Annotated in this window: 15 protein-coding genes; 5 read left to right on the top strand and 10 right to left on the bottom strand. The window is 60.6% G+C overall.

Going from position 1 to position 14,586, the window contains the following annotated elements:
• Window positions 1-18: 18 nt before the first annotated feature.
• The 4 genes from ACWKV4_RS01805 to leuS all read right to left on the bottom strand — a co-directional run bounded on the left by ACWKV4_RS01805 (window position 19) and on the right by leuS (window position 5,729).
• Complete coding sequence (locus tag ACWKV4_RS01805) at window positions 19-1,311, bottom strand: lytic murein transglycosylase (protein ID WP_483830415.1); 1,293 nt, start codon at window positions 1,309-1,311, stop codon at window positions 19-21.
• A gap of 67 nt (window positions 1,312-1,378) precedes the next feature.
• A complete protein-coding gene (holA, locus tag ACWKV4_RS01800; protein ID WP_483830414.1) occupies window positions 1,379-2,416 on the bottom strand; it encodes a DNA polymerase III subunit delta in 1,038 nt (345 codons plus the stop codon).
• 31 nt (window positions 2,417-2,447) lie between these two features.
• The gene (locus ACWKV4_RS01795; RefSeq protein ID WP_483830413.1) at window positions 2,448-3,053 is read right to left on the bottom strand and encodes an LPS-assembly lipoprotein LptE; all 606 of its coding nucleotides are present in this window, start codon (window positions 3,051-3,053) and stop codon (window positions 2,448-2,450) included.
• Between the two features lie 69 nt (window positions 3,054-3,122).
• Entirely contained in the window at window positions 3,123-5,729 is a 2,607-nt protein-coding gene (gene leuS, locus ACWKV4_RS01790; RefSeq protein ID WP_483830412.1) for a leucine--tRNA ligase, read from the bottom strand.
• Between the two features lie 218 nt (window positions 5,730-5,947).
• Between leuS and ACWKV4_RS01785 the strand changes: the two genes are divergently transcribed.
• Both ACWKV4_RS01785 and ACWKV4_RS01780 read left to right on the top strand, forming a co-directional pair.
• A complete protein-coding gene (locus ACWKV4_RS01785) occupies window positions 5,948-6,217 on the top strand; it encodes a hypothetical protein (RefSeq protein ID WP_483830411.1) in 270 nt (89 codons plus the stop codon).
• A 49-nt stretch (window positions 6,218-6,266) separates the two neighbouring features.
• Window positions 6,267-7,028: a YdcF family protein gene (locus ACWKV4_RS01780; protein WP_483830410.1), complete on the top strand. Its 762-nt coding sequence runs from the start codon at window positions 6,267-6,269 to the stop codon at window positions 7,026-7,028.
• Here ACWKV4_RS01780 and lnt read toward each other — a convergent pair.
• Genes lnt through ACWKV4_RS01760 form a run of 4 tightly spaced genes read right to left on the bottom strand, consistent with a single transcriptional unit; the run spans window position 7,022 to window position 10,885 of the window.
• Window positions 7,022-8,560, bottom strand: coding sequence for an apolipoprotein N-acyltransferase (gene lnt, locus ACWKV4_RS01775; RefSeq protein ID WP_483830409.1), 1,539 nt, complete (start codon window positions 8,558-8,560; stop codon window positions 7,022-7,024). The genes ACWKV4_RS01780 and lnt overlap by 7 nt on opposite strands.
• An 8-nt stretch (window positions 8,561-8,568) precedes the next feature.
• Window positions 8,569-9,408: an HlyC/CorC family transporter gene (locus tag ACWKV4_RS01770; protein ID WP_483830408.1), complete on the bottom strand. Its 840-nt coding sequence runs from the start codon at window positions 9,406-9,408 to the stop codon at window positions 8,569-8,571.
• Window positions 9,409-9,441: 33 nt separating this feature from the next.
• A complete protein-coding gene (gene ybeY / locus ACWKV4_RS01765) occupies window positions 9,442-9,906 on the bottom strand; it encodes an rRNA maturation RNase YbeY (protein WP_483830407.1) in 465 nt (154 codons plus the stop codon).
• A complete protein-coding gene (locus ACWKV4_RS01760; protein WP_483830406.1) occupies window positions 9,899-10,885 on the bottom strand; it encodes a PhoH family protein in 987 nt (328 codons plus the stop codon). The genes ybeY and ACWKV4_RS01760 overlap by 8 nt, the downstream gene beginning before the upstream one ends.
• Before the next feature lie 238 nt (window positions 10,886-11,123).
• Between ACWKV4_RS01760 and ACWKV4_RS01755 the strand changes: the two genes are divergently transcribed.
• The 3 genes from ACWKV4_RS01755 to ACWKV4_RS01745 all read left to right on the top strand — a co-directional run bounded on the left by ACWKV4_RS01755 (window position 11,124) and on the right by ACWKV4_RS01745 (window position 12,567).
• Entirely contained in the window at window positions 11,124-11,393 is a 270-nt protein-coding gene (locus ACWKV4_RS01755) for a hypothetical protein (protein ID WP_483830405.1), read from the top strand.
• Complete coding sequence (locus ACWKV4_RS01750) at window positions 11,390-12,148, top strand: Fic/DOC family protein (RefSeq protein ID WP_483830404.1); 759 nt, start codon at window positions 11,390-11,392, stop codon at window positions 12,146-12,148. Before ACWKV4_RS01755 ends, ACWKV4_RS01750 begins: the two co-directional genes overlap by 4 nt.
• An 89-nt stretch (window positions 12,149-12,237) precedes the next feature.
• Window positions 12,238-12,567, top strand: a complete 330-nt coding sequence (locus ACWKV4_RS01745) for a DUF1820 family protein (protein WP_483830568.1) — start codon at window positions 12,238-12,240, stop codon at window positions 12,565-12,567.
• 1 nt (window position 12,568) lies between these two features.
• Here ACWKV4_RS01745 and ACWKV4_RS01740 read toward each other — a convergent pair whose 3' ends face one another.
• Together ACWKV4_RS01740 and hemL are read right to left on the bottom strand one after the other, a co-directional pair.
• A complete protein-coding gene (locus tag ACWKV4_RS01740) occupies window positions 12,569-13,117 on the bottom strand; it encodes a tetratricopeptide repeat protein (RefSeq protein WP_483830403.1) in 549 nt (182 codons plus the stop codon).
• 178 nt (window positions 13,118-13,295) lie between these two features.
• Window positions 13,296-14,576 (bottom strand): glutamate-1-semialdehyde 2,1-aminomutase, encoded by a 1,281-nt coding sequence (gene hemL / locus ACWKV4_RS01735; protein ID WP_483830402.1) that lies wholly within the window; start codon window positions 14,574-14,576, stop codon window positions 13,296-13,298.
• Window positions 14,577-14,586 lie beyond the last annotated feature (10 nt).

Genomic DNA, 14,586 nt, shown 5'->3' with positions numbered 1-14,586 from the left:
TCGCTGGCGCCCACCCTGTTATTGGGTGGCGCCCCGCAGGCTCTCCAGCAGCTTATGGGTGGGGTAACCATCGGCAGGCCAGCCTCGGGCTTGCTGGGCGGCGCGGATGGCTTTGCGCGTGTTGGCGCCGATGATGCCGTCGGCAGTACCAGCATCGTATTGAGCAGCGGTTAACAGGGTTTGCAGCTCCATCCGCTCAGAACGGCTTAGGGGTAGGTCATCCTTCGGCCAACTACCTAATACATAACCCCCCGACGAGAACCGTTGAGACAACAGGCTCACCGCCAGGGCATAGGACGACGAGTTGTTGTACTTGAGGATGGCGCGGAAGTTGTCCAGCACCAAGAAGGCCGGGCCACGATAGCCGGCGGGCAACAATAGGTTGGCTTGTGCGCCCTCGAGCCCCGGTGTCAGTGTGGTGCCAGCAGGCAGCTTTACCCCCTGCGCCAACCAGTCAGCCACGGGCTTGCGCAGGCTACCGTCTGCTTGCGCATAGTCAAAGCCTGAGGGCAGTTGCACCTCCATGCCCCAAGGCTGGCCCCGCTGCCAACCTGAGGCTTGTAGGTATTGGGCTGTAGAGGCCAGGGCGTCCACGGCGCTGTTCCAGATATCCCGTCGCCCATCGCCATCGAAGTCCACGGCATGGGCATTATAGGTAGTAGGAATGAATTGGGTCTGGCCCATGGCGCCAGCCCAGGAGCCCAGCATATGGGCAGGGTCGATGTCCCCGTTCTGGATGATCTGCAAGGCCGCGACCAACTGTTCCTGAGCAAAGCCTGGGCGACGGCCTTCATAGCCTAGGGTCGCGAGCGAGCGGATGACGGACTTATCACCCTGGAACTGGCCGAAGCTGCTCTCCATGCCCCACACCGCTACCAGCGCCTGTCGATCCACCCCGTAGCGTTGTTCGATACGCTGCAAGGCATCGGCGTATTGCCCCATCAAGGCTTGGCCTTTGCGCACACGCACCGGTGATACCGCGCTATCCAGGTATTCCCATACCGGGCGGCTGAACTCTGGCTGGCTGCGGTCGGCCTGGATCACGGCCGGGTCCGGGCTCAGGCCATTGAACGCGGCGTCGAATACATCACTGCGAATACCGGATTGCAACGCATGGGCACGAAAACCAGCCTGCCATTGCTCAAAACTCTGGCCGGGTAGCTCAGGCGCCGTTACCGCGCTGGCGGCCGCGGGCGTGCCGGGCAGGGCATCGGCAGCGGTGGGCGTTTCCGAACAGGCAGCGAGAAGGAACAGGCTGGACGCGAACAGAACTCGGCTGGAGCGACGGCGGCAGATACGGCGAAGAAGCATGCAAGGGCCCAAGCATTGAAAGAAGTGGGAAAACCTTAACACGCCGCGGGCCTGGGCCGCCAAGGGCCTATTGCGCGGGAAGCGGGAAGCGCTGGCCGCACATCAGCAGGCTAAGCCTGGAAAGGCCAATCCAGACCGAGCCCGGTGCCTGCCCTTTGATCTGGGCATCCAGTGCTTGGGCGTCTTGTAACAGTTGGTTCCAACGCAATGGGGTATACCGCTGCATGGCTTTGCCTACCAGAGGGCGGCGTTTATCCCACACGGGCGGTTTCATTTGGCTGAAGGCCTTGTCCAACGGTACGCCTTGACTGAACAACTGAGCCACACCCGCAAGCGTGCGCAGCTCTCGTGCTACAGCCCAAAGGATCACCGGCGCTTCTACCCCCTCGCCACGAAGCCCTTCCAGCACCCGTAACGCATGAGCGCCATCGCCGGCCAATAGAGCATCCACCAGCCCGAAGACGTCGAAGCGCGCGCTGTCGGCGACCGCGGATTGCACGGTTTCTAGGGTGACCTGGTTACCCTCGGCCAGCAATTTAAGTTTTTCGACTTCTTGGGCTGCCGCAAGCAGATTGCCCTCCACCCTGGCCGCAATCAGTTCCACGGCTTCGGGGTGAGCCGTCAGGCCGGCCTGCGCAAGCCGTTGGCTGATCCACTGGGGCAAATGGCTGGCATCCACCGGCCACACCTGCACAAATTGTACGTGCGGGGCGTTGATCAAACCGGAAGCCCATTTGGTTTTCTGGGCGCTGCCATCCAACTTAGGCAGGCTGATCAATAACAGGGTGTCTTCGGCGGGGCGCCCGCAATACTCCAGCAGCGCGGCCGCGCCTTTGTCACCCGGCTTGCCACCGGGCAAACGCAACTCTAGCAAACGCCTTTCTGCGAACAACGACAGGCTGGCCCCGGCCTGGAGCAAGCTGCCCCAGTCGAAGTTGGCATCGGCGTTGAACACCTGGCGCTCATCGAAACCCTGACGGCGGGCAGCGGCACGCACCGCGTCGGCCGCCTCCTGGCACAACAACGGCTCATCGCCACTGATGATGTAGATGGGGGCCAGCGTGCCCTGCAGATGCTTGCCCAGTTGGGCCGGCGCGAGTTTCATCAACTGGCCCCTGGGCGGTTACCGCGGCTGATCACTGCGCCGGCAATTGCATGGGGGACTGTTGCGGCGTTTGATCACGAATGCGCTGGGCCTCGGCTTCAGCAGCAGCGTCCGCCTCGGCCTTGGCATTAACTTCCGCCTGGCGCTTCTGCAGCTCGGCCGGGGTAAGCCGTGCCAGGCGCAGCATCATGCGCTGAATCAGCTCACGGCGCATTTCAGCGCGTACGCGGCTGGATTCCTGATCGGAGCCGGTCAGGTTATTGCTGTCGTGTACGTACACCTTTTGTACATCCATGTGATCATCCAGCAGTACCCGCTGTTGATCGCCGGTGATGGTGTAGTCCACACGCAGGCTGAGTTCGTATTCGGCGGTGCGAGAAGAGCCAGTGTAGGTAGCGCTGCGGCTGTCTTCGCTCTCCTGGGTGAGGTTCAGCGTGTAAGGCGCGCCGCTCACGACCTTGACGCCACTGCGCTCAAGCGCCGCGCGCAGGTCTTTGACCGTCTGACCATAAGCATCACGGGCCTTGAGGTCCATTTCTTTGACAGCCATTTCATTGGTGCCGGTACCACGCAGGTGGAAGCCGCACGCGCTTAGCAGCGTCGCGAGCCCCAGTACCAGCAAGTTACGTTTGATCATGCTTGTTGCTCCTTCAAACCTTTTTAGCCTGCGCATCCCAAGGCGTTCGAGAACGCCCTGGGACCGGGATCAGTTAGCGACGATGTTGACCAGCTTACCGGGTACCACGATAACCTTACGAATGGTCTGGCCTTCAGTGAAACGCAGCACGTTTTCATTGGCGCGAGCCGCCGTTTCGATGGCTTCGCGGCTGGCGCCAGCAGGCATGTCGATCTGCCCACGCAGCTTGCCGTTGACCTGAATCACCAAGGTCAGCGTGTCTTGGGCCAGGGCCGCTTCGTCATGGGTAGGCCAAGCAGCGTCGATCACCGGTGTCTCGTGGCCCAAGCGCTGCCACAGCTCATGGGACAGGTGTGGCGTGATTGGTGCCAACAGCAGGGTTACTGCCTCCAGGCCTTCATGCAGCAGCGCGCGGTCTTGCTCGCTGGCCTGAGGGGCTTTTTCCAGCACGTTCATTAACGTCATCACCTGGGCGATGGCGGTGTTGAACTTGTGGTGCTGGCCCACATCCTGGCTGGCCTGGCGGATTGCCAGGTGGGTGGCGCGGCGCACGAGCCTCTGGCCGTCGTTGAGCCCATCTACGTTCAGCGCCTTTGGTAGGCCTTGGCTTACATGAGCCTGGGCAAGGCGCCAAACGCGGCGCAGGAAGCGATTGGCGCCTTCTACACCGGTGTCGGACCACTCGGCGCTCATGTCGGGCGGCGAGGCGAACATCATGAACAAGCGGCAGGTGTCGGCACCGAACTGATCGATCATCGACTGTGGGTCGACGCCGTTGTTCTTGGACTTGGACATCTTCTCGGTCCCGCCAATTTCCACCGGCAGGCCATCGCTGCGCAGCCGCGCGCTGATCACCTTGGCCTTGGCATCCCGCTCCAGGTCCACATCGGCGGGGTTGAACCAAGTTTTGCCGCCATTGGCTTCGTTGCGGTAGTAGGTTTCGGCGATGACCATGCCCTGGGTCAGCAGGTTCTTGAAGGGCTCGCTGGAGGTGACCAGGCCTTCGTCGCGCATCAGCTTGTGGAAGAAGCGCGCATACAGCAGGTGCAGAATGGCGTGTTCGATCCCGCCGATGTACTGGTCTACGGGCAGCCAGTGGTTGGCCGCGGCCGGGTCCACCAGGCCGCCCTCATAATGAGGCGAAGCGTAGCGGGCGAAATACCAGGACGATTCCACGAAGGTGTCCATGGTGTCGGTTTCGCGCCGGGCGGCCTGGCCGCAGCGGGGGCAGGCGCACTCGTAGAATTCTGGCAGGCGTGCCAGGGGGGAGCCTGCGCCATCGGGTACCACGTCTTCTGGCAGTACCACCGGCAACTGGTCTTCAGGCACGGGCACATCACCGCAGGCGTCGCAATGCACGATCGGGATCGGGCAGCCCCAGTAGCGCTGGCGGCTGATGCCCCAGTCGCGCAGGCGGTACTGCACGCGAGCCTGGCCGAGGTCTTTCTTAAGCAGGGCCACTTCCATGGCGTCGAACGCGCCCTCGAAGTCCAGGCCGTCGAACTCACCCGAGTTGATCAACTGGCCGTGTTCGCCGTAGGCCGCTTGCCACGGGGCAGGGGTGGTGTCCCCGGCGCTGGTGCGTACCACGGGCTTGATGGGCAGGCCATACTGGGTGGCGAATTCGAAATCGCGCTCATCATGGGCGGGCACGGCCATGACCGCGCCGTCGCCGTAGTGCATCAGCACATAGTTGGCAACCCAGACCGGCAGCTTTTCGCCGGTCAGTGGGTGCTCCACGAAAAGATCCGTGGCGCGGCCCTTTTTCTCTTGGGTGGCTACGTCGGCCTCGGCCACGCTGCCTGCCTTGCACTCAGCGATGAACGCTTGAAGCTCAGGGTTACCGCGAGCGGCCAGGGTCGCCAGCGGGTGCTCGGCGGCCACGGCCACGTAGGTAGCGCCCATCAGGGTATCCGGGCGAGTGGTGAAGACCTTAAGCGCGCCGGCTTCGCCAATGGAGGCCTGGTTGTAAGGGAAGCGTACTTCCATGCCCTTGGATTTGCCGATCCAGTTGCGCTGCATGGTCTTGACCTGCTCTGGCCAGCCCGGCAGGTCGTCGAGGCTTTGCAGCAACTCTTCGGCATAGGCGGTGATCTTGAAGTAGTACATCGGGATTTCCCGCTTCTCGATCACGGCGCCCGAGCGCCAGCCGCGGCCGTCGATCACCTGCTCGTTGGCCAGCACGGTCTGGTCCACCGGGTCCCAGTTCACCGTGCCGTTCTTGCGGTAGATCACGCCCTTTTCGAACAGGCGGGTGAACAGCCACTGCTCCCAGCGGTAGTAATCCGGCTTGCAGGTGGTGACTTCACGGGACCAGTCGATCGCCAGGCCCAGGCTTTTGAGCTGGGTCTTCATGTAGGCGATGTTTTCGTACGTCCACTTCGCCGGCGCCACGTTGTTTTTCATGGCGGCGTTTTCCGCCGGCATGCCGAAGGCGTCCCAACCCATGGGCTGCAGCACGTTTTTGCCGAGCATGCGCTGGTAGCGTGCGATCACGTCGCCGATGGTGTAGTTGCGCACGTGCCCCATGTGGAGCTTGCCGCTGGGGTACGGGAACATGGAAAGGCAGTAATAGGTCGGCTTGCCGGGCTCTTCACTGACTTCAAAGGACTTGCGCGCATCCCAGAAAGCTTGGGCGGCGGCTTCGATTTCGCGAGGCTGGTAGAGTTCGTGCATGGCTACTTTTGGCTGGGGAAGTGGGTGACCCGGGCTGACGTGCGCAGCGGCCAACGATCCAGTGTCTTGATGAACGCCGTAGCATACATGACCCCCGTGGAACCTGTGAAACGCTGATTGCTGCCCTGCCTCCGTTGGTCGCGGCGCCAGCCCTCCCTGGCCGGTGGCGCTAAGCTGTTGGGTGGGGAACGAAGTCTCGACAGTAGAGGGGTAAGCGGATGGTGCAAACACATCTCACAACCATGGAACCGGCGCTGTACGAGCGCTTGATCGACCGCCTAGGGCTGGCCTTGGACGCGGCGCGTACCGCTGTGCATTTGCGCAAGGAAATGCCAGATGAGCTTGAGCTAAAAGGGCTCAGCGCGGCTGAATTCGAATGGCTCAGCGCCTACCTGCACGCGTGCGTGAACCCGCACAAGGCGGTCAACCGGCCCTCTCGTGAGTCGGCGGGAAAAGTGGTCTGGCTCAAGGATAAGCGTCGCCGCTAACGCCAGCGCACCTGTTAGGCTTGGGCTTTCTCCTTGGCAGAGGTGCCCGATGCTTCCCCGCTACCTACTCAAACAACTGCTGTTCCCGCCGGGCATTCTTATTGTGCTATTGCTGGCCGGGTGGTTGTTACGCCGTCGCGCCCCTAGGTTAGCCAATACCTGCATGCTGATGGGCGTGATAGGCCTAACCCTGATGAGCCTGCCTGCCATGGTGCGGTTGGGGGCTTCGGCGCTGGAAACCGAACCGCCCTTGCCGCCAGCGAGTTGGGCCAGCCTTGGCCAACAGGCTCAAGCGATCGTGGTGTTAGGCGCAGGCCGAGAGCGGGGCGATCCTGCCTGGAATGGCGAGGATCAGCCTACCGGCGTGGCATTGGAGCGCCTGCGCTATGCCGCGCGCCTGGCCAAGGCCAGCGGCTTGCCCATTCTGACCTCTGGCGGGTTGCATTATGGCCAGCCGCCCAGTGAAGCCGAGATCATGGCTGAGTCGTTGCAGCAGGATTTCGGTGTGACCACCCATTGGCTGGAATCCCAAAGCCGCACCACCTGGGAAAATGCCGAGTTCAGCGCACATATGCTCAAGGCCGAAGGCATTGAGCGTGTGGTAGTGGTAACCCAGGCATGGCATTTACCCCGCGCACGCTGGAGCTTCGAGCATGCAGGCCTGCAAGTAGTGAGTGCGCCGGTGGGCTTTCTTGGCCGCAGTAGCGGGCGCCCCTGGGGTGGCTGGGTGCCCGATGCCAAGGCCTTTTGGCAAAGCAGCCAACTGCTGAACGAAGCTGTTGGTCAGCTAGGCTACCGCCTGTTCTATTGAGCCGTGGAGGTGGCCAGTGCTGGCTTTGCCAGCCGGCCCCGCCAGATGGCCCAGGCGAAAATCAACGCGCACAGGCTAATTAGCGGCCAGGAGCGCCAGTGCAGGTAAGGGGTAAGGCCGCTCATGGGCATCACCTCGCCATACATCACACCCACCTCGAATGAAGGCAAGCGCTCGGTGATCTGTCCATAAGGGTCAATCAGCGCCGTAACTCCACTGTTGGTGGCGCGGATCATCCAGCGGCCCGCTTCCAAGGCCCGCATGCGCGCCATTTGCAGGTGTTGCAGCGGGCCGATGGAGGTGCCGAACCAGGTATCGTTGCTGATCGTCAGAAGCAGGTCGCTGCGTGCCGCCATGCCAGCGGCGAACTCGGGGTAGACCACTTCGTAGCAGATATAGGGCGCGATCCGGTAACCCTTGGCGTTCAGCAAGGGCTGGTCAGCCGGCCCTCGGGCGAAGTCCGACATGGGCAGGTCGAAGAAGGCGATCAATCCACGCAGCAGTTCTTGCAAGGGCACGTACTCGCCGAACGGCACCAGTTTCTGCTTCAGGTACGTGCCATTGCCTTCGCCAACCACCGTGATGCCGTTGTAGTAACGGCGCTGCTGATCGACGTCTTGGCGGATAGGCACGCCAGTGATCAGCGCCGATTGCCGGCTGTTAGCGAAATCGCCAAGCCGATCCAGGTACCCCTGAGCGCTGTTGAGCAGGACCGGCACGGCGGTTTCTGGCCAGACGATCAAATCCGTGCGGCGGGCGCCCAACGTGAGGTCACGGTAGAGCGCCAGCTGCGCGTCGATCTGCGCGGGGTCCCACTTCAGGCTTTGGGCAATGTTGCCTTGGAACGCCGCCACGCTAAGGGGGTTGCCCATGGGGGAAGTCCAGGCTTTGCCATTCACCATCAAGGCAACCAGCCAGGGTGCCAGCAGTAACAGCGCCCCAGCGGCCAGCGCAGGCTTGGCCGAGCGTAAGCGGGGCAGGTTGCAGAGCAACGCGGCCGTAAGCGCCAAGGCGAAGGAGACCAGCCACAATCCACCTACCGGAGCCAAGCCCGCCAAGGGGCCGTCCATTTGGCTGTACCCCATGTAAAGCCAAGGGAAGCCGGTGAGGAACCACCCACGAAATGCCTCTTGGGCCACCCATAGTGCGGCAAACCCTAAGGCATCGCCCAGCGGCGCCTGATCACGACGAATCAGGCGCGCCCACAGCCAGGCCGGTAGCGCGAAAAAGAGCGCGACCCCGGCGATAAAGCCGAGCATCAACAGCCCTGCCAGCAGGGCCGAAGCTCCGCCGTAGGTATGAATGCTGACGTAGATCCAGCTGGTGCCTGCGGCAAAAGTGCCGAAACCGTAGCACCAGCCCCTCAGCAGCGCCTGGCGTGGGGAGAGCTGACGCAGGCCCAGGTAGAACAGTGCCAGTGATACCACGGCCAACGGCCAGAGATCGAACGGCGCCAAGGCCAGGGTGGTGAGGCCTCCAGCCACCGCGGCCAGCAGGTTACCGGGCCAGCCGGGGTGGGTCATCCAACGCATAGTGCTCTCTAGCGGTTGATCGGGGTCAGGCGCAGCAGGTGTATGCGGCGGCTATCGGCATTAAGGATGCGGAAACGGTAGTTACCGATCTCAGTGGTTTCGTTGCGTTTAGGCAGGTGCCCGAACGCGCTCATCACCAGGCCGCCGATGGTATCGAATTCGTCGTCGGAAAAATCACTGTCGAAGGATTCGTTAAAGTTTTCGATCGGCGTAAGGGCTTTGACCAGAAAGTCCCCGCTGGGAAGCGGCTTGATGTAGCTGTCTTCCTCGACGTCGTGTTCGTCCTCGATATCGCCTACGATCTGCTCCAGCACGTCCTCGATGGTGACCAGGCCGGCCACGCCGCCGTACTCGTCGATCACGATCGCCATGTGGTTATGGTTGGCGCGAAACTCGCGCAGCAACACGTTCAGGCGCTTGGATTCGGGCACAAACGTGGCCGGGCGCAGCATGTCCTTTACGTTAAAGCCGTCTGTGCTGCCCTGGAGAATCAACGGCAACAGGTCCTTGGCCAACAGCACGCCCAGCACCTCGTCATGGTTTTCACCCATGACCGGGTAGCGAGAGTGGGCGGAATCGATCACCGCCGGGAGGAAGTCCTTTGGTGGCTGGACAGACTTGATGGTTACCATCTGAGAGCGCGGGACCATAATATCCCGGACTTGCAGGTCGGCCACCTGGATGGCGCCCTCGACGATGCTCAGGGCTTCGCTGTCCAGTAATTTGTTGCTGTGTGCTTCCCGCAGAAGCTCCAGGAGCTCCTGGCGGTTCTTCGGCTCATGGACAAAAGCCTGGGTGATTTTTTCCAGCCAGGACTTTTGCCCGTTGCTCGATCGGTCTTCGCTCATGGCGTTGTTACTCGTGTTCCTTAATACAGCGGCTTAAGAAATGGTGAGGGTTTCGGCATAGGGGTCAGGGTGACCCAGTTCAGCAAGCAAGGCTCGTTCCAGGCTTTCCATCTCTTCGGCTTCCTCGTCATCGAGGTGGTCATAGCCCAGTAAATGCAGGCAGCCATGAATCACCATATGCGCCCAATGAGCCTCCGCTGGCTTGCCTTGTTCGGTAGCCTCTCGGGCCACGACCGCGGCACAGATCACAAGGTCGCCCAGTAAAGGGATGTCCAGCATGTCATCCGGCACATCCGCCGGGAACGACAACACATTGGTAGGGTAATCCCGCTGCCGGTACGTGTTGTTCAGCGCTTGCCCTTCGGCTTCGTCAACAATGCGGATGGTCAGTTCCGAATCCGCCGTGCGCTGGCGCAGGGCAAGCTCACACCACTGGCGCAGCTGCGCCTCGCTGGGCGTAAGCGCGGAACTGGCCTGCTGCAGGTCAAGCTCAACCATGGCGCCCATCGCCCTTGGCCTCGTCGAAGCGCTCGTAGGCTTCCACGATACGCTGTACCAGCGGGTGACGTACTACGTCTTTGGGCTTGAAGTGGGTAAAGCTGATGCCCGGTACATCCTTGAGCACGTCCATCACATGGGCCAGCCCCGAGCGCGTGCCCTTGGGCAGGTCCACCTGGGTAATGTCGCCGGTGATCACTGCCGTGGAGCCAAAGCCAATCCGGGTCAGGAACATTTTCATCTGTTCGGTGGTGGTGTTCTGGCTTTCATCCAAGATGATGAAGCTGTTGTTCAGCGTGCGGCCCCGCATATAGGCCAATGGGGCGATTTCAATCACCTGGCGCTCGATCAGCTTGGCCACATGCTCGAAGCCCAGCATTTCGTAAAGTGCGTCGTAGAGCGGGCGCAGGTAAGGGTCGATCTTCTGCGCCAGGTCCCCTGGAAGAAAACCGAGCTTCTCGCCAGCTTCTACCGCGGGGCGCACCAACAGGATGCGACGCACTTGCTCTCGCTCCAAGGCATCTACGGCACAGGCCACGGCCAGGTAGGTTTTGCCCGTACCCGCTGGGCCAATGCCGAAGTTGATATCATTGCCCAGGATTTCTTTCACGTACCGCTGCTGGTTCAAGCCGCGTGGGCGAATCATGCCTTTGCGCGTGCGCAGGGTGACCGCCACTTCGTTGTTGGCCGGGTCGTTGAGCGCTTCGACGGCCGACTCCTGCAAGAACAGGTGAACCCTGTCAGGGGATAGCTCGTTTGCCTTGGTTTCCCGGTACAGGCGCCGCAGTAGCAGTTCAGCGGAGTGGGTGGCCCCTGGGTCGCCGATAAGCTCGAACTGGTTGCCCCGGTTGCGGATTTCCACGTCCAGGCGCTGTTCAAGCAGGCGCAGGTGCTCGTCGAATTGGCCACACAGGTTGGCGAAGCGGCGAGCTTCAAAGGGTTCGAGGGTGAAGCGATGAGGTTCTATGGGTGCGTTCAAGGTCGTTTTAAGGCCGCTCTACGGCTAAGGGAATTGAAGTGAAGGATACCCCCAGTGAAGGGAAGGTGAAAGCGCAACGCTTCAAAGCTACGACCATTCCGGGAAGCATGGCCTAAGACCTGAGCAAATAGCTTACAGAGGTCGGGAGTTACAACGTTTAACAGGTGGTCATAGGCTTTGAGGCGCATCCATTTAGTATTCCTGTACAATGACTTTGCATCGAGCAGGAGGGCTATTCATGACCAAACCCATCACCAAGAGCGTCGCGAGCCATGTGCGCAAGCTTGCTAAGGATCATCAGGTCACGGCAAAACGTGATGGTATCAGCCGTATGGCAGCCAGTGTGACCCTACTTTCCGGTGACACCGTCGTGCTGGATAGCATCGAGCAGCTTCTGGTCAACCTCAAGCGTAAAGGGGTAATGAGTACTTCAGATATCCTTGATCTGCAAGTGCGCTACCTACAAGAAAAAAGCGCAAATCAAGCGGGTGAGAACACCCAGGCGTGAGCTTTGATCCTTTTGGCGATTTCGCCACGGCGGGCTACCTGCGAAATATTTACCAGCTCAAAGACCCTAGTGTCGTTAAACGGCTGGAGCATACGTCCTTCGAGTCAAACGTCGAAGATGCGCTAGCTTATCTGGCAAGCCTGAATGAGATCGACTACACAGGTATCCTTCGCGTTCACAAAATGCTTTTTTCCAGTTTTTATCCATGGGCGGGTCAAGATAGGCAGCAGGTTGCACCACATTTGCGAGTTACAAAAGGGCAGCAGGATGATCCAGCTGTTACTCAATTTGCAGATCCCTGCGATATCAAGCGTGCAACTGAGTATGCACTTCAGCAGGCGGCTAAGCATGACCGTTTCAAGGAGCGGCCTGGCGAGGTCATGGGGCTTCTAGCATTGGCTCATCCGTTTTTAGACGGTAATGGGCGTACCATTCTCTTGGTTTATATGGAGCTTTGCTTCAGAGCAGGTTTTGGTATCGACTGGTCTCAAACGATCAAGGATGACTACCTACGGGCATTGAGCAATGAAATCCAAGACCCAAGAGACAGACCTCTCGATGCCTATTTAAAGCCGCGGGTCGTTAAGGTAGCCCAGCGTGGAGACTGGCCAGCCATGATAAGCGAGATTAAGGGGCTGGATGGCTTGGACAAAGACGGAATAACCTATGAAAACCTTGCTACCTCTAGGCGCCAACCAAGTTATAAGACTTATCACGGCACAGCTTTCGACAGGTCCGACACGCCGAAAGGCTGATCGTCAAAGCATCGAGGGGCAGGCACAGCTTGCCTGATTCACTCCATGCTATCATCGCGCCCTCTTTTACCCAGATACTCCCGCACACGATGACCAAGCGCGACGCTCCTATCTTCAAAGTGATCTTCCTCAATCAGGGCCAGGTGTTCGAGATGTACGCCAAGCACATCTACCAGAGCGAGCTGTGGGGCTTTCTGGAAATTGAGGAGTTCGTGTTCGGCGAGCGTTCGCAGATGATCGTCGACCCAGGTGAAGAAAAGCTCAAGACCCAGTTCGACGGGGTGGTGCGCAGCTTTGTGCCAGTGCATGCCATCGTACGTATCGATGAAGTGGAGCGCCTGGGCACGGCAAAAATCTCTGAAGCCAAGGCCACCACGGGCAATGTGATGCCTTTCCCGATGCCTTTGCCCGACAAGTGAGTCAAGGCAGCGGCGAGAAGGGCGTGCGGCCGTCGGCGGTTTGCAACTCCAGCAGGTACTTGCGGAAGATCTGCCCCAGTACCTGAGTAGCCCGCTCCAAGTCTTCGGGGTTCATGCTGGCGGTTACTTCATCGGCTGCGTCCAGTGCATCCTCTGCACCATTAACGGCGGCCATTTTGAGCACAATGTACGCTTGGATGTTATTAGCAGGCACCCCTTCACCCCGGGAAAACATCAGCCCCAGGTGATATTGCGCTTCGGCATGCCCCTTGAGGGAGGCCTGCTCGAAATAAGTCAGCGCCTGGTTGAAATCACGTTCAGCCAACTTGCCGTCGTAATAGTACCGCCCCAACTCATATTGAGCCTGTACATCCCCACTCGCGGCCGCTTGCTGGCAGGTGGCAACGGCCTGGGGCAGGTCTGCCGGGGCGCTGTTCAAGGTGCAACGGCTGGGCGCGGGCATCAGCAACGTGTTGCCACCTGCCTGGGCCAGGAGCGGTTCGAGGAGCAACAGGCAGCCCATGGCAAGGGCGCGGCCGGTGCGGTTCATGGAGATCGATTTACCTCTGAGCGGGTGAGCAGGGCCACCCTCGCGAAAACAATGCGCACATTATGAAATAAGCCAGCCGCACCTTACAAAGCTTTACTCGGATTTTTCCTACTGGCCACTACCGCGCTATTGCATTAGGGCCCCCTATTTGTGGGTGGCCCTAGGCAGGAGGGTGCTGTTACAAGCTGGCGAACGCTCGCTCGGCGGCGTCCAAGGTGAGCTTAAGCTCCACTTCGCCATGGGCAATGGAGGTAAAGCCAGCCTCGAACGCGCTAGGGGCCAGATAAACCCCGCCGTCCAGCATCAGATGGAAGAAGCGCTTGAAACGTTCCGCATCGCTGGCCATCACGTCCTGGAAGGTCACGATATCGTCGGCACCGCTGAAGTACAGACCGAACATACCGCCCGCTTGAGTGGTTACGAAGGGGATTTGAGCGGCATCGGCGCGTTGCTGCAGGCCATCGAGCAGCGCGCTGGTGTAGGCACTGAGTTCATCATGGAACCCCGGCCGGCTGATCAGCTTGAGCGTGGTCAGGCCAGCGGCCATGGCCAGTGGGTTACCCGATAGCGTGCCGGCCTGGTACACCGGGCCCAGCGGGGCGATATGCGACATGATCTCGCGCTTGCCGCCGAAGCAGCCCACCGGCATGCCGCCACCGATGATCTTGCCGAAGGTGGACAGGTCGGGGGTTACGTTGTAGTACGCCTGGGCGCCGCCCAAGGCCACGCGAAAGCCGGTCATGACTTCGTCGAAGATCAACACCACGCCGTGTTGGTCACACAGGTTGCGCAGGCCTTCGAGGAAGCCCGGCGCCGGTGGTACGCAGTTCATGTTACCCGCCACGGGCTCCACGATAATACACGCCACTTCAGTGGCAGACTCGGCCAAGGTTTTCGCAACCTCATCCAGGTCGTTGAAGGGCAGGGTGAGGGTGTGCCGAGCAAAGGCTGCCGGTACGCCGGGGGAGCTGGGTACGCCTAGGGTCAACGCGCCGCTACCAGCTTTCACCAAGAGGCTGTCGGAGTGGCCGTGGTAGCAGCCTTCGAATTTAATGATGCTGTCCCGACCGGTGTAGCCACGGGCCAGGCGGATCGCGCTCATGGTGGCTTCGGTGCCCGAGCTGACCATGCGCACCATCTCCATGGACGGCACCAGCGAACACACCAGGTCTGCCATGGTGGTTTCCATTTCGGTGGGCGCGCCGTAGGACAGGCCGTGCTCGAGTTGATCACGTACCGCCTGGAGCACGTCCGGGTGGCTGTGGCCAAGGATCATCGGGCCCCAGGAGCCTACGTAGTCCACATAGCGCTTGTCATCTTCGTCCGTTACGTAGGCGCCAGCGGCATGCTTGAAGAACAGCGGCGTGCCGCCCACGCTCTTGAACGCGCGCACGGGTGAGTTCACGCCACCGGGAATGTGTTTCTGGGCGGCGGCGAACAGGTTTTCAGAGCGGGACATGGCAGTGAGC

The sequence above is a fragment of the Pseudomonas artemisiae genome (assembly GCF_057128685.1).
This window is presented reverse-complemented; position numbering and strand designations above follow the sequence as displayed.